This window comes from Marinarcus sediminis (SeqCode) (assembly GCF_048571275.1).
Classification (GTDB): Bacteria; Campylobacterota; Campylobacteria; order Campylobacterales; family Arcobacteraceae; genus Marinarcus; species Marinarcus sediminis.
Genome location: NZ_CP182357.1, coordinates 976,431 through 999,966, shown reverse-complemented (window position 1 = coordinate 999,966; position 23,536 = coordinate 976,431). Strand labels below are relative to the sequence as shown.

At 36.9% G+C, this 23,536-nt stretch carries 23 protein-coding genes; 5 read left to right on the top strand and 18 right to left on the bottom strand.

Annotated elements, in window-relative coordinates:
- The first annotated feature begins 10 nt into the window (after nt 1–10).
- The 5 genes from ACNI3C_RS05125 to ACNI3C_RS05105 all read left to right on the top strand — a co-directional run bounded on the left by ACNI3C_RS05125 (nt 11) and on the right by ACNI3C_RS05105 (nt 3,638).
- On the top strand, nt 11–217 hold the full coding sequence (locus tag ACNI3C_RS05125) for a hypothetical protein (protein WP_419771177.1): 207 nt from the start codon (nt 11–13) through the stop codon (nt 215–217).
- 83 nt (nt 218–300) lie between these two features.
- Nucleotides 301–1,332, top strand: coding sequence for a recombinase RecA (gene recA, locus ACNI3C_RS05120; RefSeq protein WP_419771176.1), 1,032 nt, complete (start codon nt 301–303; stop codon nt 1,330–1,332).
- A gap of 154 nt (nt 1,333–1,486) precedes the next feature.
- Nucleotides 1,487–2,761, top strand: a complete 1,275-nt coding sequence (eno, locus tag ACNI3C_RS05115) for a phosphopyruvate hydratase (protein ID WP_419771175.1) — start codon at nt 1,487–1,489, stop codon at nt 2,759–2,761.
- Complete coding sequence (locus tag ACNI3C_RS05110) at nt 2,761–2,988, top strand: septum formation initiator (RefSeq protein ID WP_419771174.1); 228 nt, start codon at nt 2,761–2,763, stop codon at nt 2,986–2,988. Before eno ends, ACNI3C_RS05110 begins: the two co-directional genes overlap by 1 nt.
- Nucleotides 2,985–3,638: an AMIN domain-containing protein gene (locus ACNI3C_RS05105; protein ID WP_419771173.1), complete on the top strand. Its 654-nt coding sequence runs from the start codon at nt 2,985–2,987 to the stop codon at nt 3,636–3,638. Before ACNI3C_RS05110 ends, ACNI3C_RS05105 begins: the two co-directional genes overlap by 4 nt.
- On the opposite strand, the gene ACNI3C_RS05100 is transcribed toward ACNI3C_RS05105, so the two are convergent.
- From ACNI3C_RS05100 to nuoD, 18 genes are all read right to left on the bottom strand, one after another.
- On the bottom strand, nt 3,600–4,757 hold the full coding sequence (locus tag ACNI3C_RS05100; RefSeq protein ID WP_419771172.1) for a cation:proton antiporter: 1,158 nt from the start codon (nt 4,755–4,757) through the stop codon (nt 3,600–3,602). The two genes, ACNI3C_RS05105 and ACNI3C_RS05100, sit on opposite strands and share 39 nt — an antisense overlap.
- Before the next feature lie 12 nt (nt 4,758–4,769).
- Nucleotides 4,770–5,627, bottom strand: a complete 858-nt coding sequence (locus ACNI3C_RS05095) for a biotin synthase (protein ID WP_419771171.1) — start codon at nt 5,625–5,627, stop codon at nt 4,770–4,772.
- Complete coding sequence (locus ACNI3C_RS05090) at nt 5,614–6,132, bottom strand: metallophosphoesterase family protein (RefSeq protein WP_419771170.1); 519 nt, start codon at nt 6,130–6,132, stop codon at nt 5,614–5,616. Before ACNI3C_RS05090 ends, ACNI3C_RS05095 begins: the two co-directional genes overlap by 14 nt.
- 2 nt (nt 6,133–6,134) lie before the next feature.
- Nucleotides 6,135–8,513: a type I DNA topoisomerase gene (gene topA / locus ACNI3C_RS05085; RefSeq protein ID WP_419771169.1), complete on the bottom strand. Its 2,379-nt coding sequence runs from the start codon at nt 8,511–8,513 to the stop codon at nt 6,135–6,137.
- A 104-nt stretch (nt 8,514–8,617) separates the two neighbouring features.
- The gene (locus ACNI3C_RS05080; RefSeq protein ID WP_419771168.1) at nt 8,618–9,400 is read right to left on the bottom strand and encodes a UDP-N-acetylmuramate dehydrogenase; all 783 of its coding nucleotides are present in this window, start codon (nt 9,398–9,400) and stop codon (nt 8,618–8,620) included.
- Nucleotides 9,400–10,263: a menaquinone biosynthesis family protein gene (locus tag ACNI3C_RS05075; protein WP_419771167.1), complete on the bottom strand. Its 864-nt coding sequence runs from the start codon at nt 10,261–10,263 to the stop codon at nt 9,400–9,402. The genes ACNI3C_RS05080 and ACNI3C_RS05075 overlap by 1 nt, the downstream gene beginning before the upstream one ends.
- A gap of 54 nt (nt 10,264–10,317) precedes the next feature.
- Complete coding sequence (locus ACNI3C_RS05070; RefSeq protein ID WP_419771166.1) at nt 10,318–11,211, bottom strand: glucosaminidase domain-containing protein; 894 nt, start codon at nt 11,209–11,211, stop codon at nt 10,318–10,320.
- An 81-nt stretch (nt 11,212–11,292) separates the two neighbouring features.
- Nucleotides 11,293–12,777, bottom strand: coding sequence for an NADH-quinone oxidoreductase subunit NuoN (gene nuoN, locus ACNI3C_RS05065; RefSeq protein ID WP_419771165.1), 1,485 nt, complete (start codon nt 12,775–12,777; stop codon nt 11,293–11,295).
- A complete protein-coding gene (locus tag ACNI3C_RS05060; RefSeq protein ID WP_419771164.1) occupies nt 12,777–14,303 on the bottom strand; it encodes an NADH-quinone oxidoreductase subunit M in 1,527 nt (508 codons plus the stop codon). Before ACNI3C_RS05060 ends, nuoN begins: the two co-directional genes overlap by 1 nt.
- A gap of 11 nt (nt 14,304–14,314) precedes the next feature.
- Nucleotides 14,315–16,246 (bottom strand): NADH-quinone oxidoreductase subunit L, encoded by a 1,932-nt coding sequence (gene nuoL, locus ACNI3C_RS05055; protein ID WP_419771163.1) that lies wholly within the window; start codon nt 16,244–16,246, stop codon nt 14,315–14,317.
- Nucleotides 16,247–16,248: 2 nt separating this feature from the next.
- A complete protein-coding gene (gene nuoK / locus ACNI3C_RS05050; protein WP_419771162.1) occupies nt 16,249–16,548 on the bottom strand; it encodes an NADH-quinone oxidoreductase subunit NuoK in 300 nt (99 codons plus the stop codon).
- Nucleotides 16,545–17,123, bottom strand: coding sequence for an NADH-quinone oxidoreductase subunit J (locus ACNI3C_RS05045; RefSeq protein WP_419771161.1), 579 nt, complete (start codon nt 17,121–17,123; stop codon nt 16,545–16,547). Before ACNI3C_RS05045 ends, nuoK begins: the two co-directional genes overlap by 4 nt.
- Before the next feature lie 11 nt (nt 17,124–17,134).
- On the bottom strand, nt 17,135–17,758 hold the full coding sequence (gene nuoI / locus ACNI3C_RS05040) for an NADH-quinone oxidoreductase subunit NuoI (RefSeq protein WP_419771160.1): 624 nt from the start codon (nt 17,756–17,758) through the stop codon (nt 17,135–17,137).
- Nucleotides 17,759–17,767: 9 nt separating this feature from the next.
- Complete coding sequence (gene nuoH / locus ACNI3C_RS05035; RefSeq protein ID WP_419771159.1) at nt 17,768–18,760, bottom strand: NADH-quinone oxidoreductase subunit NuoH; 993 nt, start codon at nt 18,758–18,760, stop codon at nt 17,768–17,770.
- Nucleotides 18,761–18,763: 3 nt separating this feature from the next.
- Nucleotides 18,764–21,220, bottom strand: a complete 2,457-nt coding sequence (locus tag ACNI3C_RS05030; protein WP_419771158.1) for an NADH-quinone oxidoreductase subunit G — start codon at nt 21,218–21,220, stop codon at nt 18,764–18,766.
- A complete protein-coding gene (locus ACNI3C_RS05025) occupies nt 21,220–22,020 on the bottom strand; it encodes a hypothetical protein (protein WP_419771157.1) in 801 nt (266 codons plus the stop codon). The genes ACNI3C_RS05030 and ACNI3C_RS05025 overlap by 1 nt, the downstream gene beginning before the upstream one ends.
- 2 nt (nt 22,021–22,022) lie before the next feature.
- On the bottom strand, nt 22,023–22,298 hold the full coding sequence (locus ACNI3C_RS05020; RefSeq protein WP_419771156.1) for an NADH-ubiquinone oxidoreductase subunit E family protein: 276 nt from the start codon (nt 22,296–22,298) through the stop codon (nt 22,023–22,025).
- Between the two features lie 8 nt (nt 22,299–22,306).
- A complete protein-coding gene (gene nuoD / locus ACNI3C_RS05015) occupies nt 22,307–23,533 on the bottom strand; it encodes an NADH dehydrogenase (quinone) subunit D (RefSeq protein WP_419771155.1) in 1,227 nt (408 codons plus the stop codon).
- Nucleotides 23,534–23,536: the final 3 nt, after the last annotated feature.

Here is a 23,536-nt window from a genome sequence, read left to right as displayed (position 1 = left end):
AGGTTTATGCATGACCAACAATGTGATACCAGAAGATATACTTAAAATTCAGAAAAAACTTGCAACTTATGAAGTGGATTCAAGGAATTATAAAAAATATACCAAAATTCTTGCAAAGCACATTAAGTCATATACCATGAAAAAAAGAGTAAGCTCTCACATTAAAACCATAGAAAAAATCGAAGAATTACAAAAAAAATCTGAAGAAGAAAAATAAATATTGCAATTTGCAATAAAAATTATCCCTTCGCATAATTTCTGCTAAAATTCCAACATAAAACAAAAACATAGGACTGAAACATGGATGATAATCAAAGAAAATCACTTGACCTTGCCATTAAACAAATTGACAAAGCTTTTGGTAAAGGAGCGTTAATACGATTAGGGGATAAAGTCATTGAACCTCTCGAAGCAATCAGTACAGGTTCCCTGGGGCTTGACGTCGCACTTGGAGTGGGAGGACTTCCAAAAGGAAGAGTTATTGAAATTTATGGACCTGAGAGTTCAGGGAAAACAACCTTGACGCTTCATGCCATTGCTGAGTCTCAAAAAGCAGGTGGCGTGTGTGCTTTTATTGATGCAGAGCACGCACTTGATACGGTGTATGCCAAAAATCTGGGTGTTGATATTGATAACCTTTTAGTTTCACAACCCGATTATGGAGAACAAGCGTTAGAGATTCTTGAAACCGTCATCCGTAGTGGTGCTGTTGATTTAATTGTTATCGATTCAGTTGCCGCACTGACACCAAAAGTTGAAATCGATGGAGATATGGATGACCAACAAGTTGGGGTACAAGCAAGATTGATGAGTAAAGCTCTACGAAAAATCACTGGACTTTTAAACAAAATGCACTGTACGGTTATTTTTATTAACCAAATCCGAATGAAAATTGGAATGACGGGATACGGAAGTCCTGAAACAACCACGGGTGGAAATGCACTGAAATTTTACTCTTCTATTCGATTGGATATCCGAAGAATTGCCACACTTAAACAAGGTGAAAACTCTATTGGGAACCGAGTCAAAGTCAAAGTGGTTAAAAATAAAGTGGCCCCTCCTTTTAAACAAGCTGAGTTTGATATTATGTTTGGTGAAGGAATTTCAAAAACAGGTGAACTCATTGATTATGGTGTTAAACTCGACATCATTGATAAAGCGGGAGCGTGGTTCAGTTACAATGACCAAAAAGTAGGACAAGGACGAGAAAACTCAAAAGTTTTCTTAAAAGACAATCCTGAAATTGCCGCTGAAATTGAAACGAAAATTCTTGAAGCCATGGGGATAAATGATGCCATTATTCAAGGAGAAGTTGAAAACGAAGTTGAGTAAAGAGTTTATCTCTTTTCTCTGCTTAATAACGCACATACCTGCTCTACACATACCCTGAATATCACATTTTATATATTTTCCCCTATCAAAGCAATTACGAATAAAAAATTCTGTATAATAAGTCAAAATAATATAATTCTTATAGGAGATACGAGTGGTATTTATTGATAATATATACGCAGATGAAGTTTTAGACTCTAGAGGTAACCCCACAGTTCGAGCAACCGTGGTTCTCAGTGATGGTACAAAAGAGAGTGCCATTGTTCCAAGTGGAGCAAGTACAGGAAAAAGAGAAGCTTTAGAGTTAAGAGATGCAGATAACAGATATATGGGCAAAGGTGTTTTAAAAGCAGTCGAAAATGTTAACACCACAATTGCAGATGAATTATTAGGTTTAAGCCCATATAACCAAGCAGAAATTGACGCTACAATGAAAGATCTTGATGGAACTTCTAACTACTCAAATCTTGGTGCAAACGCTGTTTTGGGTGTCTCTATGGCTGTCGCACGAGCAGCTGCAAAATCTTTAAAACTTCCATTATACCGATACTTAGGTGGGGCAAATGCCATGACAATGCCAGTACCTATGTTTAATATCATCAACGGCGGAGAACACGCAAATAACTCAGTAGATTTTCAAGAGTATATGATTATGCCCGTAGGATTTGAAGATTTTAATGAAGGATTAAGAGCCGTTGCTGAAATTTATCAAAACCTCAAAAAAGTCATAGATTCAATGGGTGAAAGTACAGCGGTAGGAGATGAGGGTGGTTTTGCTCCGAACTTAAAATCAAACGAAGAGCCTATCCAAGTGATCATGCAAGCCATTGAAAAAGCAGGATATAAAGCAGGTGAGCAAATTGCCATTGCGTTAGATGTTGCAGCAAGTGAATTAATCAACGATAAAGGTCTTTATGTTTTAAAATCAGAAAACAGAGAAATCACATCTTCTGAGTTAGTATCATACTATGCTGACCTTTGTTCTAAATACCCCATCGTCTCTATTGAAGATGGATTGAGTGAAGATGACTGGGATGGATGGAAAATCTTGACTGAAAAACTTGGAAATAGTGTACAATTAGTTGGTGATGATTTGTTTGTAACCAATGCAGCAATTTTAGCAGAAGGTATTGATAAAAAGATTGCCAATGCCATTTTGATTAAACCCAATCAAATTGGAACCATCAGTGAAACGATGTTGACAATCCGATTGGCACAACGAAACAACTATAACTGCGTTATGAGTCATAGAAGTGGAGAGAGTGAAGATGCGTTTATTGCTGACTTTGCAGTGGCATTGAATTGCGGTCAAATCAAAACGGGGAGTACAGCAAGAAGTGACAGAATCGCAAAATATAACAGATTGCTGGAAATTGGTGCCGAAATCGGTTATGCAGAATATTTAGGGAAACAACCTTTTTCTAAATAATGAATAAAAAAAAATTTATAGCAGTAGCAGCTGTTTCTGTTGTTATTACTATATTTCTTAGTTTACATGTAGCAAACTTGCTTTTTGGTACAAACTCTTATGAAGTTTACGCTTCTTTAAAGAGTAAAAAAGCATACTTAAAAAACGAAATCAAAAGATTGCAACTTGAAAACGCACGGTTGCAAAAAGAATATTTTGAATTAAAAAACTTGGAGCCTGAAGAATGAAACTTTTTTCTTTATTAGTGACACTTTTTGTCATAGTAACAAACAATGTAAATGCGAGAGAGAACCCGTTTGAGCCAACGAAAACATACAAAGATGAGATGGCAAGAGTTATGGAAATTGAAGAGGATTATCCTGCTGAATTTCAAGCAAAAAAAGATGACTCCCAATATGAAAAAATGACCCCTGTTCCTGTTGTTGAACCCGTAAAAGAAGAGGTGAAAGCACCTGTAGTGAAAAAAGAGGTTGTTGCGAAAAAAGAGGTTGTCAAAAAGGTTCCAAGTGAAAAAGTTGTGTATGTACCATTACGACAAAAAATGTATACCAAACAAGCTGTTATTTCACTGCTTCCAGGTGTTGAATTACGTTTTGAAGGTAAAGATTTAGAGATTAAATCAAAATATGAAGTGTTTCAAAAATTTGATATCAACGATGAAAATAAAATCATTTTGGATTTCAGAGCAACCACCTCTTTTTATACCGTTCGAAAAGATTTGAATTCACAATACTTTAGTAAAATCATCATTGGCAATCACCAAGATGAAAACTTCTTTAGAATTGTATTAAAACTTCCTGCAAGCCCTAAAGATTATAAAGTCACTTACAACGAAGATTTAGTTAACGTTGTTTTTGAAGAATCTGGGTTGAAGTAAGCGAATCACAAACATAACAAAAAGTACTTCAAGAATAGAGGCCAAAATAAACGCATAGTAATACGATTGCGTAATTGAGTGGTTGTGATACGCCAGTGTTGCAACCGCAATTAAAAGGGTTAATGGCATTGAGTGTGAAAGTGCTAACATCACAATATTCTTTTTCTCTATGACTTTAAGAAAGACCAAAGAGGCCAATAATCGAATCATAATCATACTTCCACAAATAGCGACGGCTCTTACAAATAATCCATCATGAAACATTGATTCCAACTCAAACGACGATCCCACATAGATAAAAAACAGTGGTACCAACCATCCAAATCCAAAGTGTTCGAGTTTCGTAGGCAGTGCTTTGTTGTGTTCAAAAAACGTTACAATAAATGAGCCTGCAATAAATGCTCCAAATGCCACTTCGAGTTTTAAATAGACCATTAAAGCAATCATTAAAAAGAAAATTGCCATAGAGAGTCGTATATCTTGCTCTTGATTGTCCTCTTTTGGCATCAAAAAAGTTTTGATTTCAGGATACCACCAAACCAAGTTATGAAACACTTTATAGACCAAAAGCATGATAAACATAAAAATAAGAAAAAGAATCAATGTTTTGGCAAAATCCCAACCAAAACCAAACTCCAAACCAGCACTGACCGTTGTTAAGACAATAATAGAGATGATTTCACCAATCAGTCCAACCGTAATAGCAAGCGTTACCCACTCTTGATCGCCATACTCTTTTTTTAAGCTGGCCAATAATCCAATGGAGATTAAAGGTAAAATCACAATAAATATTTTTCCCAATCCCAAATAGAGTGTCCCCATCAGTGAGAGCACATAAAGCACCGTAACATAAAGCAAACTTCTTCTTAACATGGAAGGAGATATGTTCACCAGCTTCTTTAAATCCACTTCCAGTCCAGCTAAAAACATCAAATACAGAAATCCCAATTGAGCCACAAGTTCAAAAATTGCATTCTCTGGAATAAGTAAAAAATAGGCACATAATGCCCCCAATACAATCTCAATAGAGACAGTGGGGATTTTAACCTTTTGCGATATCAATGGCGAAGCAAATATGATGAGCGAAACACTGATGATTAATGATATATCACTTCCCATTTTTATCCTTAACTATTTTTTATCGCACTGCGCAGCGATTTCATACCCTGCTTTTTGAATGGCTTCAATCTCTTCTTTTGGAGTGGTTCCTGTAGTAGTAAGATAATCACCAATAACAATTGAGTTTGCACCATGTTTAAAGACATCATACTGCTCTTCTCCAAACATCACTTCTCGTCCACCTGCAATCATAATTTTATGTGCATTGGGAATCATTTTACGAGCCAATTCAATGAGCTTAAATGCCTCTTCTTTGTTGATGGTGTTTTTCACAATTGGCAACGCTTCATTGGGGTGAAAAAAGTTTAATGGCACATTCATAGGCTCTAATGAGGCAATGGCTTCAAGCATTGAAACTCTGTCTTCTTGTGTTTCTCCCATTCCAAAAATTCCACCACACACCAGTTTAAGACCTGCTTCTTTGGCATTCAAACATGTTTGGTATCGTTCATCCCACTCATGTGTAGTACAAATCTCTTTGTAAAAATGGCGCGATGTCTCTAGGTTATGATTGTAATTATCTACGCCCGCAGCTTTTAATGCTTTGAGTTGTTCCAAAGAAGCCGTTCCATTACATGCAATAATTTTTATATCTTTTACCTCAGCTTTAACCGCACGTGCAGCTTCACATACAAATGCCAAACGTTTATCATCTAAACCTTTTCCCGCCGTTACCAAACAAAACCCTACAGCATGATTCGCTTTAGCTGCTTTGGCTTCTTTAAGAATTTGCGCTATCTCTTTTCTTTTATATCGAGCAATGTCCGCTTTATATCGAACACTTTGTGTACAAAATTTACAATCTTCATTGCACGTACCACTCTCAATATTACAAATGGCACAAAAATATATTTTTTTATTTTCTATCATATCGTATCTCTTTTTTTTCAAATATTTCTGAATGAATCTCTTTGGTATAGTAGTTAATTATATACTCATTTTCATTAATTTCTAGCAACACTGCCTCAATGAGTGGTTTCTCTCTGGCACACACTTCTCCTGGATTTAAAAAAAGAGTACCCTCTTTAACTTCCGCTTCAAAAATGTGCGTGTGTCCAAAAATCACCACTTGGCAATCATCACTTGAAAGATAAAAAGGCAAATGCATCAACTTAAATTTAATCTCTTGAATTTTAAAGTAGTAAGGCTCTTTTTTTATATTGTACTCATGGGCATAACGTAAAAGCCGATTGTCATTGTTGCCAAAAACACACACATATGGCAGTTGTGCTTTTTTAATGGTCTCCAAATTATCTTTGGTACACAAATCACCTGCATGGATAATATACGCAGCCCCTTGAGTCTTTAAAAACTCAATGACCTCCTTTGTGTAGCCCACTTTAAGATGGCTATCAGATAATACGGCTATTTTCATAACTATTTCTTAGGCGTTGTGCTCTTTTTACTTGCCGTCTTTTTTGCAGGAGCTTTGGTGGTTGTTTTGGCTGCAGTTTTTTTAGCAGGCGCTTTTTTCGCAACTGTTTTTTTAGCCCCTCTGTTTTTAGGGTCTTTTTCAATAATTTCTAAACACTGCTCTAATGTTAAACTCTCTGCTTCTAAACCTTTAGGTATTTTAAAGTTCTTTCGCCCTTGTTTAATATATGGTCCATATTGACCAATTAAGACTTGAATTTTCTCTTTATCAAACGATTTAATTGTAGATTTCTCTTTTGCTTCATCCAACTCTTGAATCACCTCTAATGCACGTGGTAACTCAATGGTATACGGATCATCGTTCTTAAGTGAATAGAATTTTGTTTTCACTTGTAAATAGGGACCAAATCGACCAATATTGGCTTTGATTTCATCGCCATTTTCCAATGCACCCACCACTCTTGGAAGGGTGAATAAAAACAGAGCTTCATCTAACGTAATCGTATCCATATTCAAATGTGCAGGAATGGCAACAAAAAGAGGTTTCTCTTCATCATCTTTAGTACCTATTTGAACAAAGGGACCAAATCGTCCCACTCTGGCACTGACAGGTTTTCCACTTTTAGGATCGAGTCCAATTTCACGAATTTGAGCGTAATCGTTTCTGTCAATACTCTCTTCTTTGGCATCAATGCTTTTTTTGAAATCGCCGTAAAAACTCTGCATCACTTGTTCCCAAGCAATTTTACCCTCAGCAATATCATCAAACTCCTCTTCCACACGCGCAGTAAATCCCAAGTCTACAATTTCAGGGAAATGATCAACCAAAAAGCTGTTGACCACTTCACCTGTGGCAGTAGGTGCAAGTTTTTTATCTTCGGTTTTGACCACATACTCTCGTTGTTGAATCGTTGAAATCGTAGGGGCATAAGTTGATGGTCGCCCTATTCCTTCTGACTCAAGTTTTTTAACCAATGAAGCTTCTGTGTATCTTGCAGGTGGTTTAGTAAAGTTTTGTTCGCACTCTAAATTATCCCGTTCTAAAACCGTTCCTTGAGCAATATTAGGCAAAATCTTTTCGGTGCTGTCAAGTGCGGCTTCAGGATTATCACTTCCTTCGGTATACGCTCTCATAAACCCTGGGAAAATGATTCTTTGACCCTTAGCTTGAAACTCAAACTCTTGATCTTTTCCTGCAAGAATTTTATACGTTGTATTGGCAATTTTTGCTGTTGCCATTTGGGTAGCAATGGTTCGTTTCCAAATAAGAGAGTAGAGTCTAAATTGTGAATTGTCCACAAACTCTTTTATTTGAGAGGGTTTCAAAGCCATATTAACAGGTCTGATGGCTTCGTGAGCTTCTTGTGCTCCTTTTGATTTGGCTTTGTACAATCGTGGTTTTGCCAGAGCATACTCTTTGCCATATTGCGCTTCAATCACCTCTTTCGCTGCACTTGTTGCTACGGTTGAAAGATTTAATGAATCGGTTCTCATATACGTAATAAGTCCACCTGTGTGGTTTGGAATATTGCCCACATTTCCTTCATACAACTGTTGCGCAATAATCATGGTTTGTTTAACAGAATATCCCAATTTTCTGCTGGCTTCTTGTTGCAGTGTCGAAGTGGTAAAAGGAGCCGCAGGTGAACGAGTGGTATCTTTCTCTTCAATCTCATTTAATACAAAATTGCCTTGATGAATTGAAGCTTCAATGAGACGTGCTTGCTCTTCATTTTCTACTCTTTTAACTTTTCCCTCAATTTTTGCCAACTCAGCTTTTAATTCGGGATTGATAAAATCGGCTTTGATTTTCCAAAACTCTTCAGGAATAAACGCTCTTATTTCATTCTCTCTGTCAACAATAATTCGTACAGCAACGCTTTGTACTCGTCCAGCACTCAAACCGTACCGTACTTTTTTCCACAACAGAGGTGAAAGTTCGTATCCCACAGCTCGGTCTAAAATTCTTCGTGCTTGTTGCGCATCGACCAAATTTTGATTGACCTCTCTTGGGTGTTGCAGTGCATCTAAAATTGCCCCTTTGGTAATTTCATGAAAAACAATTCTTTTTAAAGGGTTTTTTTCAATTTTAAGTGCAGGTATTAAGTGCCACGCAATGGCTTCTCCCTCTCTATCCTCATCGGCTGCGAGGTAGATAACGGTATCTTTTGTAATCTGTTTTTTTAGGTCAGCGATGACTTTTCGCTTATCGGTTGATATTAAATATTGTGGTTTAAAATTATCATTGGGATCAAATCCAAGTTTAGACTTAGGTAAATCTCTCACATGTCCCATTGATGCCATTACGACATAATCTTTGTCAAGAAATTTTGCTATTGTTTTTGCTTTTGCTGGTGACTCTACGATAACTAAGTTTTTCACTATGTAATAACCCCTAAAATTTTTGAAGTTGCCATTCTATCATAATTTAATTAAAACGACTTAATCCCTACTATTAAATATTTTTCTTATAGAAAGTCAAATTTTCAGCAAATACTTATCTCTTCTTCCAGCACAATGTCAAAACGCTCTTTGACTTTTTCTTTGGCAAGATTGATTAAAAAAATGGCCTCTTCATAGGTACCATTTCCATTATTAACTAAAAAATTGGCATGTTGATTTGAAAAAGCCATTCCTCCTTTTTCAAACCCTTTTAATCCAACCGCTTCAATCAAGCGCCCTGCAAAATCACCTTCTGGATTTTTAAAACAGCTTCCTGCACTGGGAGTGTGTGGTTGGTTATCTCTCATGGCATTAAACGCTTTGAGTCGCTCTTTTGAAAAACCAGACTCTATATTAAAAACCACTTCATAGACAATATCCTCTATATTTGTGTATCGATACGAATAGAGAATATCCTCTTTTTTTATATACCCCTCTTTGGTTTTAATCGCATGAATATAATTAAATATTTCCCATGACTTTAACCCTGCGTTCATCTTCACCAAACCGCCCAAATTACCAGGCAATTTTGCTAAAAATTCTAAGTGTGCAATGTTGTGATTTTTAGTATAGGTTAAAAGTTTTCCACTGGTCGTTGCACATCCAACGTACAGCTTACTCTCTTCTTGCTTGATATAATCAAAAGCATCTCCCAAAATTGCAAATTGATGAGGCTTTGGTGATATGAGCAAATTATTTGCACGACCAATAATTTGGTATTCCTCATACGAGTTGATTTCATTTATGACCAAAACTTCACACACGGGACCAATATGAATGGAGCTGTATTTTGAAAAGTCTATGGTTTTAAACTCATTTGTTGCCACTATTTGGCTCTTAGTTCACGATATTGTGTAGGAATTAAAAAATCTCTTGATTTAACCAAGTTTTCATAAAAACCATGTTGATAGCCCAATTCATAGAGTTTATCCAACGCATCATATTGAAGTTCGCTTAACTCTATAGAGTCATCATTGGCATAAAGTTCTAAATATTTCTCTAACGTAGGTGCATCCACACGAATCAAACCTCTCTCTAAGAGCATTTTTGACAACACTTTTTTATTTGAATTGGCTACTTTGACGGCATCTATTAATGTTTGTTCGTAGTCAATGGCATGATGCAGAGGGATTGAACGTCGAAGACACATTCCTCCTAAAGGCAATGGCAACTCTTTTCCAGCAAGTTCTTGCCATATATCCCAAATCTCTCTTTCAACCTCTAAGGCATCATTATAGGTCAAAATAGATTCATGAATCAATACGCCTGCATCTACCGTGCCATTAAGAACAGCCTCTTCAATCTCTAAAAAGTTTAAATACGTTATTTTAGCTTCAGGATAGGCAATTTTAAAGAGTAAACCATTGGTAGTAAACTCACCGCTTAACGCCACTTTGAAATTCTTTTTGAGTTGAGTACCCTTTTTTTTAATCAGTTTGGGTCCATACCCATTTCCAAAACTCACCGCCGTTCTTAACAGGGCATAATCCTCTTTCACAAAAGGGTAAAGTGCAAATGAGATGGCACAAATATCGTATTGCCCTTTTAGAGTTGCTTGATTAAGAGTTTCAATATCATCGGCTATATTTTCAAATTTTGTCTCATGAGGTGTTACCCAACCAAACTTAATGGCATAGTACATAAAAATATCATCGGCATCCGGAGAGTGTGCAACGCTTATTGTTCTCAAATCATTTCCTTAAATTTTGTATGTGATTGTATCAATAAATCGTTTACGCTTTGGTTATAGAATTTTCTCCATGTTATCTTGAGGCTCTTTTTTTTTAGATGCGCTCTCTTTTTTAATCATCGCTTCATCTAAGATTTTATCTTGTTTTTGAGTGTTTTTATCTTTAGGAATAAATCGTTTATAGTGGACTTCATCATACTTAACAAACTTATTATAACTGATCATAGAACTGAGTTCTTTCCCATAAAGTTCTTTCTTCTCTGAATATCGGTGCAGTTTTTTCACAAGCAAATAGGGGTTTTGATGCTCTTTTTTATAATTTAATACTCTAAAATCTCTGAATGCTCCACTTCGAGAGAGTAAAAAATAGTAATCTTTGATGGCATCTTTAAGGGTATCATATTTTTTTAACCAGATGGTTTTATCGCCACGTTGTGAACCAGCAGCAATTCGGGGTTCTTTTTTATTAAACGACCACACTCCAAAAATATTATTCGCTTCTTTAAAAAAACGTGATTCACCCCAAGCACTCTCCATGGCAGCTTGCGCCAAAGCAATCGATTTTGGGTGGGGTTTAAGAGCCATTAAAAGTGCTTCATTATTTTTGGCTTTATATTTTACTTTTAATGCAGCAATCTCTTCCTCATTCTCATGAGAATTGATCAAATCACTGACTCTGTTATACTCAGCAAACTCTTCATCATAAACTTCTCTTAAAGGCTTGATGATCATTTTTACGAACATCTGTTTTTTTTCTAGAATGGTAAGAGGTCTCTTCTCTTTCTCTTGTTTCTCAATTTGAGCCAACTGCTCTTCTTTAAGTTTTATGCTCAATTCATTCTGTTTCACAATCACTAAAAACAGTAGAACCAGAACAAAACAGCCTACTAAGTAAGAGAAAAAACTGTTTTTAACATTATTATTTGAAAGTGTTTTATCTTTTTTCATATAGATATTTTAGCAAAAAAAACATTATTTTATATCAAAATCTGTTTTTATATGGGATACCCCACCTAAAAAAGGTGGTTGTTAGTATCCTGAAATTTGTACGTAATAAGAGATAATATCCAATAATGGACCAACTAAGAAAATTGATAGTATGGTTGCAACAGCACAAAACCCAATCACTGTTTTTAAAGGCGTCGTTGCATTGCTTAAATACGCCACACTGTCATCGGTTATTGGATCTTTTAAAAACATATAGATAATGGGTTTTAAGTAGTAGTATGCAGCAATGGCAGAGTTTAATGCCATAATTAATGCCAACACAATGAAACCTGCATTTATTGCGCTTCCAATAAGATACATTTTTCCCCAGAAAATTGCAAATGGCGGGATTCCTGCAAGAGAGAGCATAAACAGTCCCATCATCACCGCTGCGAGTGGTGAAGTTTTAATCAAACCAGAATATCTCTCTAAGGCATGATCACTTGAAAAGGTTGAGTTGGTTTTTGTTCGGTTTAACCATAACATCGCAAATCCACCCAAATTGGTGATTAAAAAGAGACTCCAATATAAAAATATTGCCGTTGTTGCTTGTGTTGTGCCCAATAAAATTGCCCCCATCACAAACCCTGCGTGTGAAATAGAAGAGAACGATAACATTCTTTTGATGTCATTTTGCAACAGAGCAATCATATTAGGAATGGTCATGGTTAAAACAACAACCCCATACAAAATCCCCTCTACGACTTTGTCATCTGCTGCAATAAAGATTTCAAAAAATCTCAAAGCAACCACAAATCCTGCGATTTTTGGAACAACCGACATAAACCCTGCAAACGCAGAAGTTGAACCTTCATACACGTCAGGTACCCAAGCATGAAACGGCACCAAAGAGAGTTTAAAAGCAATGGCTCCAAACATAAATACTACCCCGATTAAAATAACCGGATAATTGGCAAAATTTGAAGTAACCAACACTTCTGATATTTTTCCAAGTTCTACACTTCCTGTTAAGGCATAAAATACAAACGATCCAAACGCAAAAAATCCTGTAGCCAAAGCTCCCATAGAGAAATATTTTATTGCAGCTTCAATCGATTTTTCACGATTATGCATAGCAATCATGGTATACAAAGACATTGATGCGGTTTCAAGTCCTACAAAAATTAAAATCAAAGAGTCCGAACTCACCATAAATTGGAACCCTGCAATCATAAACAGATACAAAGCATAATATTCAGGATACGAAGTATCATGAAATCGCAGTTTATTTAAGGTTAAAAGAATAAACAGTATTGAACCAATAAGCATGATAAATTGAGCTAAAACAGCAATGCCATCTAAAAGCATCATATCAAAGAAACCTCGAACAGCCCCATTGTATCCGTATAAAACACCCAAATCAATGATTAAAAACAGCACCGTAAGCATGACATACAAAGATTTATCCAGTTTTTTACTGAACAAATCAATACAAAGGATACTCAAGCCTCCAATAATGGCAACCAACATTGGCACAATGGTAATAAAATTTAAACTTGCGAAGTCTATGTTAATTGGCGATATCATTATTTTGCCTCCCCAATGCTGTTTGCAGAAAATATTCGAGCTTTAGTGACTGGCTCAAGTGCTTTTAATTGCATGATGTTTACCAATTGCGTGACTGATTTATTGACCGGATTTAAAATTGGTTTTGGATAAATTCCTAAAATTACAACTAAGGCAACCAGTGGAATAAGCGCAGCCAACTCTCGGCCTTTTGCATCTTCGAGTGTTCTGTTTTTTTCATTGCTCAATGTGCCAAAAAATGCTTTTTTATACATCACTAACATATAAACCGCTCCTAAAATAATGGTCAAACCAGCCAAGAGAGTCAAGAGTGGTGAAACTTTGAAAAACCCTAGAAGTGATAAAAATTCCCCGACAAAACCAATCGTTAAAGGAAGTCCCACAGAAGCCATCAACATGATTCCAAAAATCGTGGCATATCGTGGCATCACTTGTGCCAAACCACCAAACTCACTTAAAAGTTTGGTATGACGTCGGTCATAAATAACACCAACGAGCATGAACAGTGCACCCGAAACAATTCCATGAGAAATCATTAAGAAAATTGATCCCCCAATTCCTTCCACATTCAAAGCAAACGTTCCTAAAATAATCACACCCATGTGTGATACAGATGAGTAGGCAATGACTTGTTTCATGTCCTCTTGAGCATACGCCACCATGGCAGTATAAATAATCGCAATTAAAGCCAATCCCGCCATAACAGGAGTAAAATAGACCGATGCATCAGGAAAAAGAGGCAGAGAGAATCGAATAAATCCATACGTTCCCATTTTCAATAATACCGCAGCCAAAATCACCGAACCAATTGTAGGTGCTTGCCCATGTGCATATGGAAGCCAAGTGTGAAAAGGCACCATTGGAACTTTAATGGCAAATCCCAAAAAGAACGCCACAAAAAGCCATAACTGCATATCAAATGGCAGTAAAAGCATGTTCCACTCTAAGATACTGAAACTCCAAATACCTGTTGTTTGAAAATAGACATACCCTAAATAAAGCATCCCCACAAGCATCACAAGTGACCCGGTAAAGGTGTATAAAAAGAATTTAATGGAAGCATAAATTCGTAAGTTTCCACCCCATGCTCCAATGATATACAACATTGGCACAAGTGATAACTCCCAAAACATATAAAAAACAATGGCATCTAAACATAAGAAAACTGCCACCATGGTCATCTCTAAAAATAAAACGGCAATGATTAAGTTTTTTAACTCTCTCTTTTCTGTTAATCCAATCAATGAAATCATGGTCATCAGGGTGGTCATTAAGATTAAAAAGAGTGAAATACCATCAATGGCAACCAAATAGTTAATGCCATACGCTTGAACAAGAGGTATCATCTCCATAAATTGCATGCCACCGTTTTGAGTATCAAAGTTACTCCACAAGAGCAAACTTATAATAAACTCAATAATGCTCACTGCAATACCATACGCCCGAATTGAATCTTTAGCAACTAAAAATCCAACAAACGCAGCAACTGCTGGAAAAAATATCAATATTGATAAAATGTGTTCCATCTATAAACCCCTTACTTCGCAAAACCAAAGATAGCACTGAGGAGAACTAAAAAAGTAATTCCCACAACCATAGTTGTCAGTGATCTTGATAAATTTCCAGACTGTAACGGTCTGCTCTCTTCTCCTGTTTTATAAACAAATTTAGCAATGCCATCCACAACCGTGTCAACAATTTTTAAATCAATCTGTTTCCATGCAAATTTACTGATATTCAAATAGGGTGTATTGATCACTTTTTCTAAAAAGTGTGGCATAAAATATTGATTGGCTAAGAGTTTATAACACCATCTGTTTTTCAACGCTTCTCCATAATATCCGCCACTCTTTCTGTATTTGAACACAGCAAATAAAATACCACTGAGTGCAATTCCTGTTGTAACAACAATAAGCATAAGTAACGTATCTTCACTGGCATGCACTTCTAATTCAGGAAGTTTTTTTGTAATCATTTCAACAAAAAGCTCTTCAAACCACCCTGCAACAATGGCCAATAAAGCCAATGGTGTCATTGCAGCAATAACAAACGGATAGGTTTCATGTGGATGGTAACCCAACGCTTTATATCGCTCTTCTCCATGAAATACATACATGATAAGTCTGAATGAGTAAAACGCAGTCAATCCTGCTGTGAACCATAAAATACCCCAAATAACATAAGCGTGGCTTCCAAAAGCAACTTCCAAAATTAAATCTTTTGAGAAGAATCCTGCCAATGGGAAAATCCCTGCAAGTGCCACTGAAGCAATGGTCATGATTATTGAAGTCGCTTTCATGTGTTTGTGCAATCCACCCATATTTTTGATGTTGATTTCATCGTTCATGGCATGCATTACGTTTCCAGCCCCTAAAAACAGTACCGATTTAAAAAAGGCGTGCGTTGCAAGGTGAAACAGTGCCACCCAATATGCACCCAAACCAGCAGCCACAAACATATATCCCAATTGTGAAAGCGTAGAAAAGGCAATGATTTTTTTAATGTTGGTTGCAACCAGTGCCATTGAAGCCGCAAATATGGCTACAAAAGCTCCCAATGAAGCAATAAAATACCCAACTGCGGGTACAACTGTGAAAATTTCATTGGCTCGTATGACCAAATAGACTCCCGCTGTTACCATGGTTGCCGCGTGAATCAATGCAGAGACAGGCGTAGGCCCTTCCATGGCGTTTGCCAACCATTGGTTGAAGGGGAATTGTGCTGATTTCCCCATCGCTCCAATAAATAAGAAAATGGCAATGGTTATCACCAAACCGTGTGATAGGTTTCCAATCTCTTGAAAAACAACCTCATATTGCAAAGAACCGATGTTCCAGTAAATAAAGAAAATCCCCACCAACATACCAAGGTCAGCGACTCTGTTCATAATAAACGCTTCATTCGCAGCATACGAAGGTGAAATAGATGAGTAAGGTGAAAGCGTTGAGTATGGTGTATTATACATATCGCTGCTTCTTGGAACATCGCCTTTATGATACCAAAACCCAATGAGTAACCAAGAGCATAAACCAACTCCTTCCCATCCAATAAACAATCCTGCAAAGTTATCTGACATGACTAAAATCATCATAGAAAATACAAACGCAGACAAATAGGCAAAAAATCGATTAAAACTTTTGTCGTGATTCATGTATCCGATTGAGTGGATGTGTACCATGGTTGAAACCAGTGTTACAACAACCATCATGGTCACACTGACTTGATCAACAACAAAACCAAAAGGGATACTTAAATTTCCAATGACAATCCAATCCATCATTTTTAAGTGAATAATCTCTTCGGTTGTAAAGACATAAAAAAGCAAATTCATAGAAGCAACCATCGAAACAGCCAACAATCCAGAGGTAATTACCCCAGTAAAAAGAAGCTTAGGTCGATTGGCAAATAGCGCTGCGATTAACGAACCTACAAGCGGAGCAAAAAGGGCAATGTACAAATATTTTTCCATCTTTACCCCTCCATGCTTTGTAGCGTATCTAAGTTAATAGAGTTTCTTCGTTTGTACCAAAGAATCAATAACCCCAAACCAACAGCCACTTCACTTGCAGCAATGGCAATAATAAAAAAAGCAAACATTTGCCCCGTTAAATCTCCGTGAAATTTTGAAACCGCTGCAAGACCCACATTGACTGCATTGAGCATAATTTCTGTCGAGAAAAAAAGCATGAGAAGATTTTTTCTTCTTATAACACCCACCATACCAATTACAAACAGTATGGTTGAAAGTATTAAATAATCATTCAGTATCATTTACTCTCCTTTGCAACGTCACTTTGTTCAAGTTTGTCAATTTGCTCTTCGCTGAGTTTACTTAAGTTAATGTCCATTCGTTTTCCAGCAAGAATAATGCCACCAATCATAGCTACAAGTAACATCACTGCAGCAACTTCAAAAGGCATTAAGAATTTTGTAAACAAAACCAATCCTACATCTTGTGTATTTCCATACTCAGGATGCACAGGATAGAGTCCTGTTTGCGCATTTGCACCGATGAGTGGTGCCACAAAAATAATCACAATCAAAAGGGCACTCATGCCACTTAAGAAAAATTTTAATCGCGGATTGGTGATTTTTTCATCCACTTCTGACATCGAATCAAAAAACATCATTCCAAAAGCATAGAGCGACATAATGGCTCCAGTGTAAACCACAATTTGCACTACACCTAAAAAGTCTGCATCTAAAATAAAGAAAAATGCAGAGATAAAAATCATTCCAGCTGCCAGTGAGCTCAGTGCATACAGTGCATTATTGGTAAATACAGTGATACAAAACATTCCAATGGTTAAGAATGCAAAAAGATAAAATGCTACTACTTCAAACATGTGGCTCCTTCTTAATATGCAAGTGGTGTTTTTTTCATTCTCTCGTCAGCATTAGGAGAGATGGCACCAAATCCAGGATATTCTTTTTGACTCGTTAACTTATCCAATGGGGTTAAAAAGTCCTCTTTTAGACCAAAATGCGCTCTTTGTTCACTTGCGTTCTCATACCGTCCGCCATGTACAATTGCCAATTCTGGACACACCTCTGCACAATAACCGCAGTAGATACATCTCCCCAAATTAATGGAGTATTCTAAAACCTCTTTTCTTGAGTTTTCGTCCACTCTTGTGTCCATTCGAATACAATTTGAGATACAAATTTTTTCACACAATCCACATCCAATACATCGGTTTTCACCCGATTCTAAAAGTGCTAAAAGTTTATGTATGGCTCGATATCGTGGTGAAATAGGAAGTTTTTCAGCCGGATATTGTACGGTATGCATATTGTCGTTAAAAAGCGCCTCTTTCATCATCTTAAATGTAATTTTAAGACCACCTAAAAGCTCCCCTTTAACCGAACGTGAAAGCACTTGTTTAAACTCATCCCATCCTGTTTTAGGATAGTCATCCTCTTGAACAAGCAGATACTCTTGTGTTCCTTGATTTCTGTTTTTTAAATTTTCTAAATTCATACCATGCTCCTAAAACATCATCACAAAACCTGTAATTAACACGTTAATTACAGACAATGGCATCAATATTTTCCAACACAACCACATCAATTGGTCAGGTCGTACGTGAGGCCATGATGCTCTTGTCCACAAAAAGAAAAAGATTAAAAACATCACTTTCATTACAATCGCCAAACCGCCAGGGATAAAATAGAAGTCATTGAATCCTCCTAAGAAAATCAATGAAATCAGAAAACATACCGTAAAAAGGTTGGCATATTCACCAATAAAAAACATTCCCCATCGCATACCTGAATATTCCGTTGCATACCCTGCAACAATTTCGGCCTCATGTTCAAGAAGGTCAAAAGGTGTTCGGTTGGTCTCTGCAAATCCCGCCATAACAAAAAGCAAAAATGCCAAAGGTTGACTCCAAATCAGCCAATGGGTAATGCCTCCCATTTGGTAGTTGTTAATATCAATCAACGACAAACTTCCTACTAACATTAAAGGGGCTAAAATAGACAATCCAGATACCACTTCATACGACAAAAGCTGAATAGCGGTTCTCGCCCCTCCAAGAAGTGCCCATTTGTTTGCACTGCTCATTCCAGCAAGAAGGGGTCCATACAGACCCACCCCAGCAACACCCATTACAAACAACAATCCTACATTGACATCTGAAATAATGGGTCGAACGGTATAACCAAACATTTCAAACTCGGGGAAAAATGGCACCGCAGTCATGGCAATAAACGCCGTGGCAGAAGTAATAATAGGTGCTATTTTAAAAATAGGTTTGACAGCATTTTGAGGAATAAAATCCTCTTTACAAAAGAGTTTTGTCCCATCTGCAATGAGTTGTAAAACACCTTGTGGTCCGACATTCATAGGACCCAATCTTCTTTGCATGAAAGCCAAAACTTTTCTTTCTATGTATGTAGTAAACCCAGCCAGTGCTGAAAACACTGCCAAAACTACCATGGCTTTTATAATTGTTTCAATAATAATACTTGTTTCCATATATTACACCTTTTTTATAACAGCACCGCTGTATCGGCTTGTGCTAAATAGTTTACTTGTAGGAATGGATTTATCAAAAAAGGATACATACCCAATATGTCCTATCATTTGATTATCAACTTCTACGGGCAATTCAACTTCAAATGAGTTGGCTCGAACCGTTACTCTCTCACCCTCTTTCAGTTTTAATGACTCCAAAAGTTCAGATGAAACATACAAAGCCGATGTTTCATTCAACTGATGTGCTTTTGAAGTAAACTCATTGAATTGGTTAATTGGGTTGGCCTTATAAATGACATTACCCGTTACCACATCAATGTTTGAGATGGTTTCAAAGGCATCATCACTTGCTGTTTTTTGCACACTTAAAAGATAACCTCTGTTTTCACTTTTATCATTGCCAAAGTAATTGGGTAAGCTGTCAAATTCAACCGCTTTAAACCCTTTTGTCGTTGGAAGCATTGGTGTATATTCAATGGTATACTCAATATCCTCTTCTAAAAGAACATTCGCTAAATCATTTAATACATACCCACCGTATGGAAGTGCAACATTCGTTGGTACAACGCGTTTGTCAAAATTGGTAAATGTTCCCTCTTGTTGGTTCAAAGCAGGCATATTGAGGTTTCCATTACCAAATGAAGAGAGTTCATAATTGGCTTTTTCATTGTATCCTACAACAAATCCCTCTTCCCTTTCAAAAAGTTCACAAATCAAACTCACACCTAAGGTATTGGTTTGAGGAGGTACGACCATCACTTTAAAGTCAGTATGTTTTTCAATTAAACCACACAGTTTTGCTAAGTTAGCACTTTTTGGGTGGAAAATTAAATCTTCTCCTACAATCAAACAAAGAGCATCTTTATTCTCTCTCATGGCATTGATGGTTTCTAAAAGCGACTCATCGCTTCCGATGAGATTAAAAAGTTTAGACAGCTCATATTCAACCTCTTTGGTAATTGTTTTGCTCACCACTTTAGTCACTTCTTTCTCTTCACCGCTCTCTTCGTCTTTAACCATTTCCGTTACGTTTTCTTTGACCACTTCACTGATGGTTTTCACTCTTTTTTCTTTAAGAGAGTCCAAATAAGTTTGCACATTGGAAGGCAACTCTTTTCCAAAAAGATCTAAAATCAAAAACAGAATTGACTCTTCGCATAACGGATTGTGGCTGATGGTTTCAATGGTTTTCCCCTTTTTCCCAAACCCTTCAACATGCGTATCACCTAATGGATGGAAATAGAGCCCTGCCCCTTTGTTTCTTGTAATGGCATTGTTAAAGCCATATTTTACGCTTGGTGCGTCCGATTTTAAGAATGACCCAACACTGATAAGCAAATTGGCATCGTGAATATCTTGCAAGGTTGCATTATAGAGTGAACTTCCACTGCCTTGGGCATAGTTTTTCATAAATTTTTGGAATCTTAACGCATCATGATTGACCAATTTCAGACCCAATTTTTCTCTTAGTTTTTCTAAAATCAACGCCTCTTCATTGGTAATGTATGAGTTAAAGGTAATGGTTTGTGCTTTTTTAAATGCCTCGATGGCTTGGGCAAATTGTGTTTCATCTTTTTGGGCATTTTTGTTTTCAAAGTCATATCCAAATCTGGCCGCTCCACTCAAATTGGCATAATGGTGTTCATTGGTCACTCGATAAATCATAGGAGTGGTATCTGAAGTAGATGTGTGTTTAACTTCATAATAGATCAAAGCACAATCACTGGAGTGTGGATTTGATGCAGGAATTCGTGTGAGTTCCCACGCATTTGATTTGTATTGAAAATCTTCACTGACAAGTGCTCCTACAGGACACACACTGATACACTCACCGCAATCAATACATTTATCAGCTTCATAACCAATAAGCGATTTATTGAGTTTATTCCACATGGCATACGCATCTTTTGGCATGCTCTCTTTAAAGGCTGGGTTTAAGCCTTCTGAATCTCGTTTTACTGTACTTAATGCACTTGAACCAATCATATCTTTACACACCGTAACGCACTTCTCACACACAATACATAAACCTGCATCATAGTTCATGACACCCCAGTTTGTTGTCGGTCGGTTCACATCTTTTATGCTATAACTTTGAGAATCTACTTTCATGTACAAAGTGTTGTTTTGAAGTTCACAATCCCCACTTTGGTCACATACGCCACATTGTAAAGGGTGATTCACATCATACACTTCCATGATGGCTCGTCGCTCTTTTACAATATTTTCTGTTACTGTTTGGATTTGCATTCCCTCTTTTGCTTTGGTATTACAAGAGTAGACTTGTTTACCGTCTGCTTCAACCAAACAGAGTCTACATGCCAGTGTTGGTGAACATCTGGTCAAATAACAAATAGCAGGCACATAAATGTTGTTTGCTCTTGCCACATTTAAAATATATTCACCCTCTTTTGCTTGACATATTTTGCCATCAATTGTCAAATTAATCATATCACTCATTACGCATCAACCTTTTCAATCTTAACTTGTTTATAACTATATTCCAAAGATGCCAAATCGCTGTTGTTATCACAAAGGGCAACAGTTCCTTGTAAATTTGTATCAATTCTAAATTTTCTGTTAATTGTTTCGTTTGCATATTTAATTACAACATCTGCCCCATCATCGACTTTTGCTATTTTAGAAAAAGATTGGCTTCCTACAAGTTCATTGTTTGAAGCAAATCTGTTTTTATATATGACCGTTCCATTAAACGACATCAACTCTTCAACTTCTTGCAAAGCCTCATCATTGTACGCTTCAATGCTTTTGGCACTATTTTCACTTAAAATCACACAATTCAAATCGCTGTAGGCATTTAAAGCACCCAGAAGTTTTTTTATGTTTGAAGCATTTTTATGCACAAACAAATCTTCACTTAAAAGGATGGTTTTGTTCGTTTTATTCAAACTGTTTTCAACCATATCTTCAAACTCCTCTTCCCCCACACTTGACTCAGCACTTAAATATCCCACATCCATATCATCAATAAACGCTTCGACCTCTGCGCTGGCATTTTTTGCAAAGTACTCCAAAAGCAAGGCACATATACCCTCTTCACTTCCCACTTCATATTTGATATATTGTGAGAATTTCAACGCATCGCTTTTATAATCAATTGGGTTCATATACGCAATATAGGCAGTTGAGTTTTGGATGGCTGTTTGAAGTGCCTCATTTAAGAAAAGAGGTTCCCCTAATAAAATGATAAAATCACTGTTTACAAGAGTTTCAATCGTTGTATTCACTGTCTTATTCAAAATTATGCTTCCTCACTTATTTGCTCTGGTGCAACTTCCGCAGTTTCATCTTTGGCTTTTTTAATGACCACTGTCCAATCCACTTCATTGAATTTTAAAGAGTTCATTAAAGTATACTCATTCTCTTTGACCAAATCTGCCACTTTTTGCACGGGTGAAAAATCACCAATTTCAAAAAGAAAAATCCCGTTTTCACCCTCTTGAAGGTCGCTTTTAATCAGTTCCAACATTCGTTCATAGAAATTATCTTTTAATGGTCGTAAATCATATCTTTTCATGTTTTCCCTTATCTGTCAATTTCACCGAAAACGATGTTTAAATTACCAATCATCGTAACGACATCCGCTAATTGATGCCCAGGTAACACATCTTCAAGCAATCCTGTATGCCAAAAAGAGGGCGCTCGCAGTTTCATTTTATACGCATATGGTGTTCCATCACTGACAATCATATATCCCAACTCACCTTTAGGTGATTCTGTGGCAACATAGACTTCACCTTTAGGAGGTCTCATCCCTTGAGTCACCAACACAAAGTGTTGCATTAACGAGTAGTTTTGTGTCATGATATCCTCTTTAGGTGCAGAGATATACTCAGGTGCATGTGCCATAAGTTGAGGCTCGCTTTCATTATAAAGAGGAATAAGTTGCGTTAAAATCTTCATTGATTCTCGCATCTCTTGCATGTAACACTTATATCGCCCATAAGCATCGCCTGTTTGAGCATACGGAATATCAAAATCCAACTCAGGGTAGATTCCATAAGGCATCTCTTTTCGTAAATCCCATTTGAAACCAGATGCCCGTAAAACCACACCTGAACATCCCCACGATTTTGCCAACTCAGGAGAGATAACTCCCACATTTTCAAGTCGCATTCGCCAAATTCGGTTTTGAGTTAAAAGACCTTCATATTTTTCAATCTCTTCACTTAAAATCACAATAAATTTCTCTAAATCCTCACACCAATTTGCAGGTAAATCCAAAGGAACACCACCGATTCTAACCGCACTGTGAGTCAATCTTGCTCCACAATAATCTTCGATTAAGTCCATGGCGAACTCTCTTTCTCTGAAAGCATAAAGGAAAACCGACATCGCCCCAACATCCAGTGCATGTGTTGCCAACCAAAAAAGGTGAGAAATCAAACGATTAATTTCAAGCAACATGGTTCGAATGATTTCAGCTCGTCTTGGCGCTTCAATGCCCAAAAGTTGCTCTACGGCCAAAGCAAAACCATAGTTATTTGAAGTTGCAGCAATATAATCCATTCTATCTGTTGTGGGTAAGAATTCGTTGTACATCATATTCTCACCCATTTTTTCCATACCACGGTGCAAATACCCTACATCGGGAACAGCTTTTACAATCTCTTCCCCTTGAAGTTCTAAAATGAGTCTTAACTCACCGTGAGCAGAAGGGTGTTGTGGTCCAAAATTGACCACCATTGTGTTATCTTCTCGTTCAAAATTAATGTTTTCAAAAAAAGGTTTTAATCTGTTAACTTGTTGCATGGG

Excerpts from the sequence above, each read along its gene's own strand:
- ACNI3C_RS05070 (WP_419771166.1), bottom strand. The coding sequence starts at position 11,211 with ATGAAAAAAGATAAAACACTTTCAAATAATAATGTTAAAAACAGTTTT.
- ACNI3C_RS05030 (WP_419771158.1), bottom strand. The coding sequence starts at position 21,220 with ATGAGTGATATGATTAATTTGACAATTGATGGCAAAATATGTCAAGCA.
- nuoN (WP_419771165.1), bottom strand. The coding sequence starts at position 12,777 with ATGATATCGCCAATTAACATAGACTTCGCAAGTTTAAATTTTATTACC.
- nuoL (WP_419771163.1), bottom strand. The coding sequence starts at position 16,246 with ATGGAAAAATATTTGTACATTGCCCTTTTTGCTCCGCTTGTAGGTTCG.
- nuoK (WP_419771162.1), bottom strand. The coding sequence starts at position 16,548 with ATGATACTGAATGATTATTTAATACTTTCAACCATACTGTTTGTAATT.
- ACNI3C_RS05020 (WP_419771156.1), bottom strand. The coding sequence starts at position 22,298 with ATGAAAAGATATGATTTACGACCATTAAAAGATAATTTCTATGAACGA.
- ACNI3C_RS05125 (WP_419771177.1), top strand. The coding sequence starts at position 11 with ATGACCAACAATGTGATACCAGAAGATATACTTAAAATTCAGAAAAAA.
- ACNI3C_RS05090 (WP_419771170.1), bottom strand. The coding sequence starts at position 6,132 with ATGAAAATAGCCGTATTATCTGATAGCCATCTTAAAGTGGGCTACACA.
- nuoH (WP_419771159.1), bottom strand. The coding sequence starts at position 18,760 with ATGGAAACAAGTATTATTATTGAAACAATTATAAAAGCCATGGTAGTT.
- ACNI3C_RS05100 (WP_419771172.1), bottom strand. The coding sequence starts at position 4,757 with ATGGGAAGTGATATATCATTAATCATCAGTGTTTCGCTCATCATATTT.
- ACNI3C_RS05105 (WP_419771173.1), top strand. The coding sequence starts at position 2,985 with ATGAAACTTTTTTCTTTATTAGTGACACTTTTTGTCATAGTAACAAAC.
- ACNI3C_RS05095 (WP_419771171.1), bottom strand. The coding sequence starts at position 5,627 with ATGATAGAAAATAAAAAAATATATTTTTGTGCCATTTGTAATATTGAG.
- ACNI3C_RS05045 (WP_419771161.1), bottom strand. The coding sequence starts at position 17,123 with ATGTTTGAAGTAGTAGCATTTTATCTTTTTGCATTCTTAACCATTGGA.
- ACNI3C_RS05110 (WP_419771174.1), top strand. The coding sequence starts at position 2,761 with ATGAATAAAAAAAAATTTATAGCAGTAGCAGCTGTTTCTGTTGTTATT.
- nuoD (WP_419771155.1), bottom strand. The coding sequence starts at position 23,533 with ATGCAACAAGTTAACAGATTAAAACCTTTTTTTGAAAACATTAATTTT.
- recA (WP_419771176.1), top strand. The coding sequence starts at position 301 with ATGGATGATAATCAAAGAAAATCACTTGACCTTGCCATTAAACAAATT.
- ACNI3C_RS05060 (WP_419771164.1), bottom strand. The coding sequence starts at position 14,303 with ATGGAACACATTTTATCAATATTGATATTTTTTCCAGCAGTTGCTGCG.
- nuoI (WP_419771160.1), bottom strand. The coding sequence starts at position 17,758 with ATGAATTTAGAAAATTTAAAAAACAGAAATCAAGGAACACAAGAGTAT.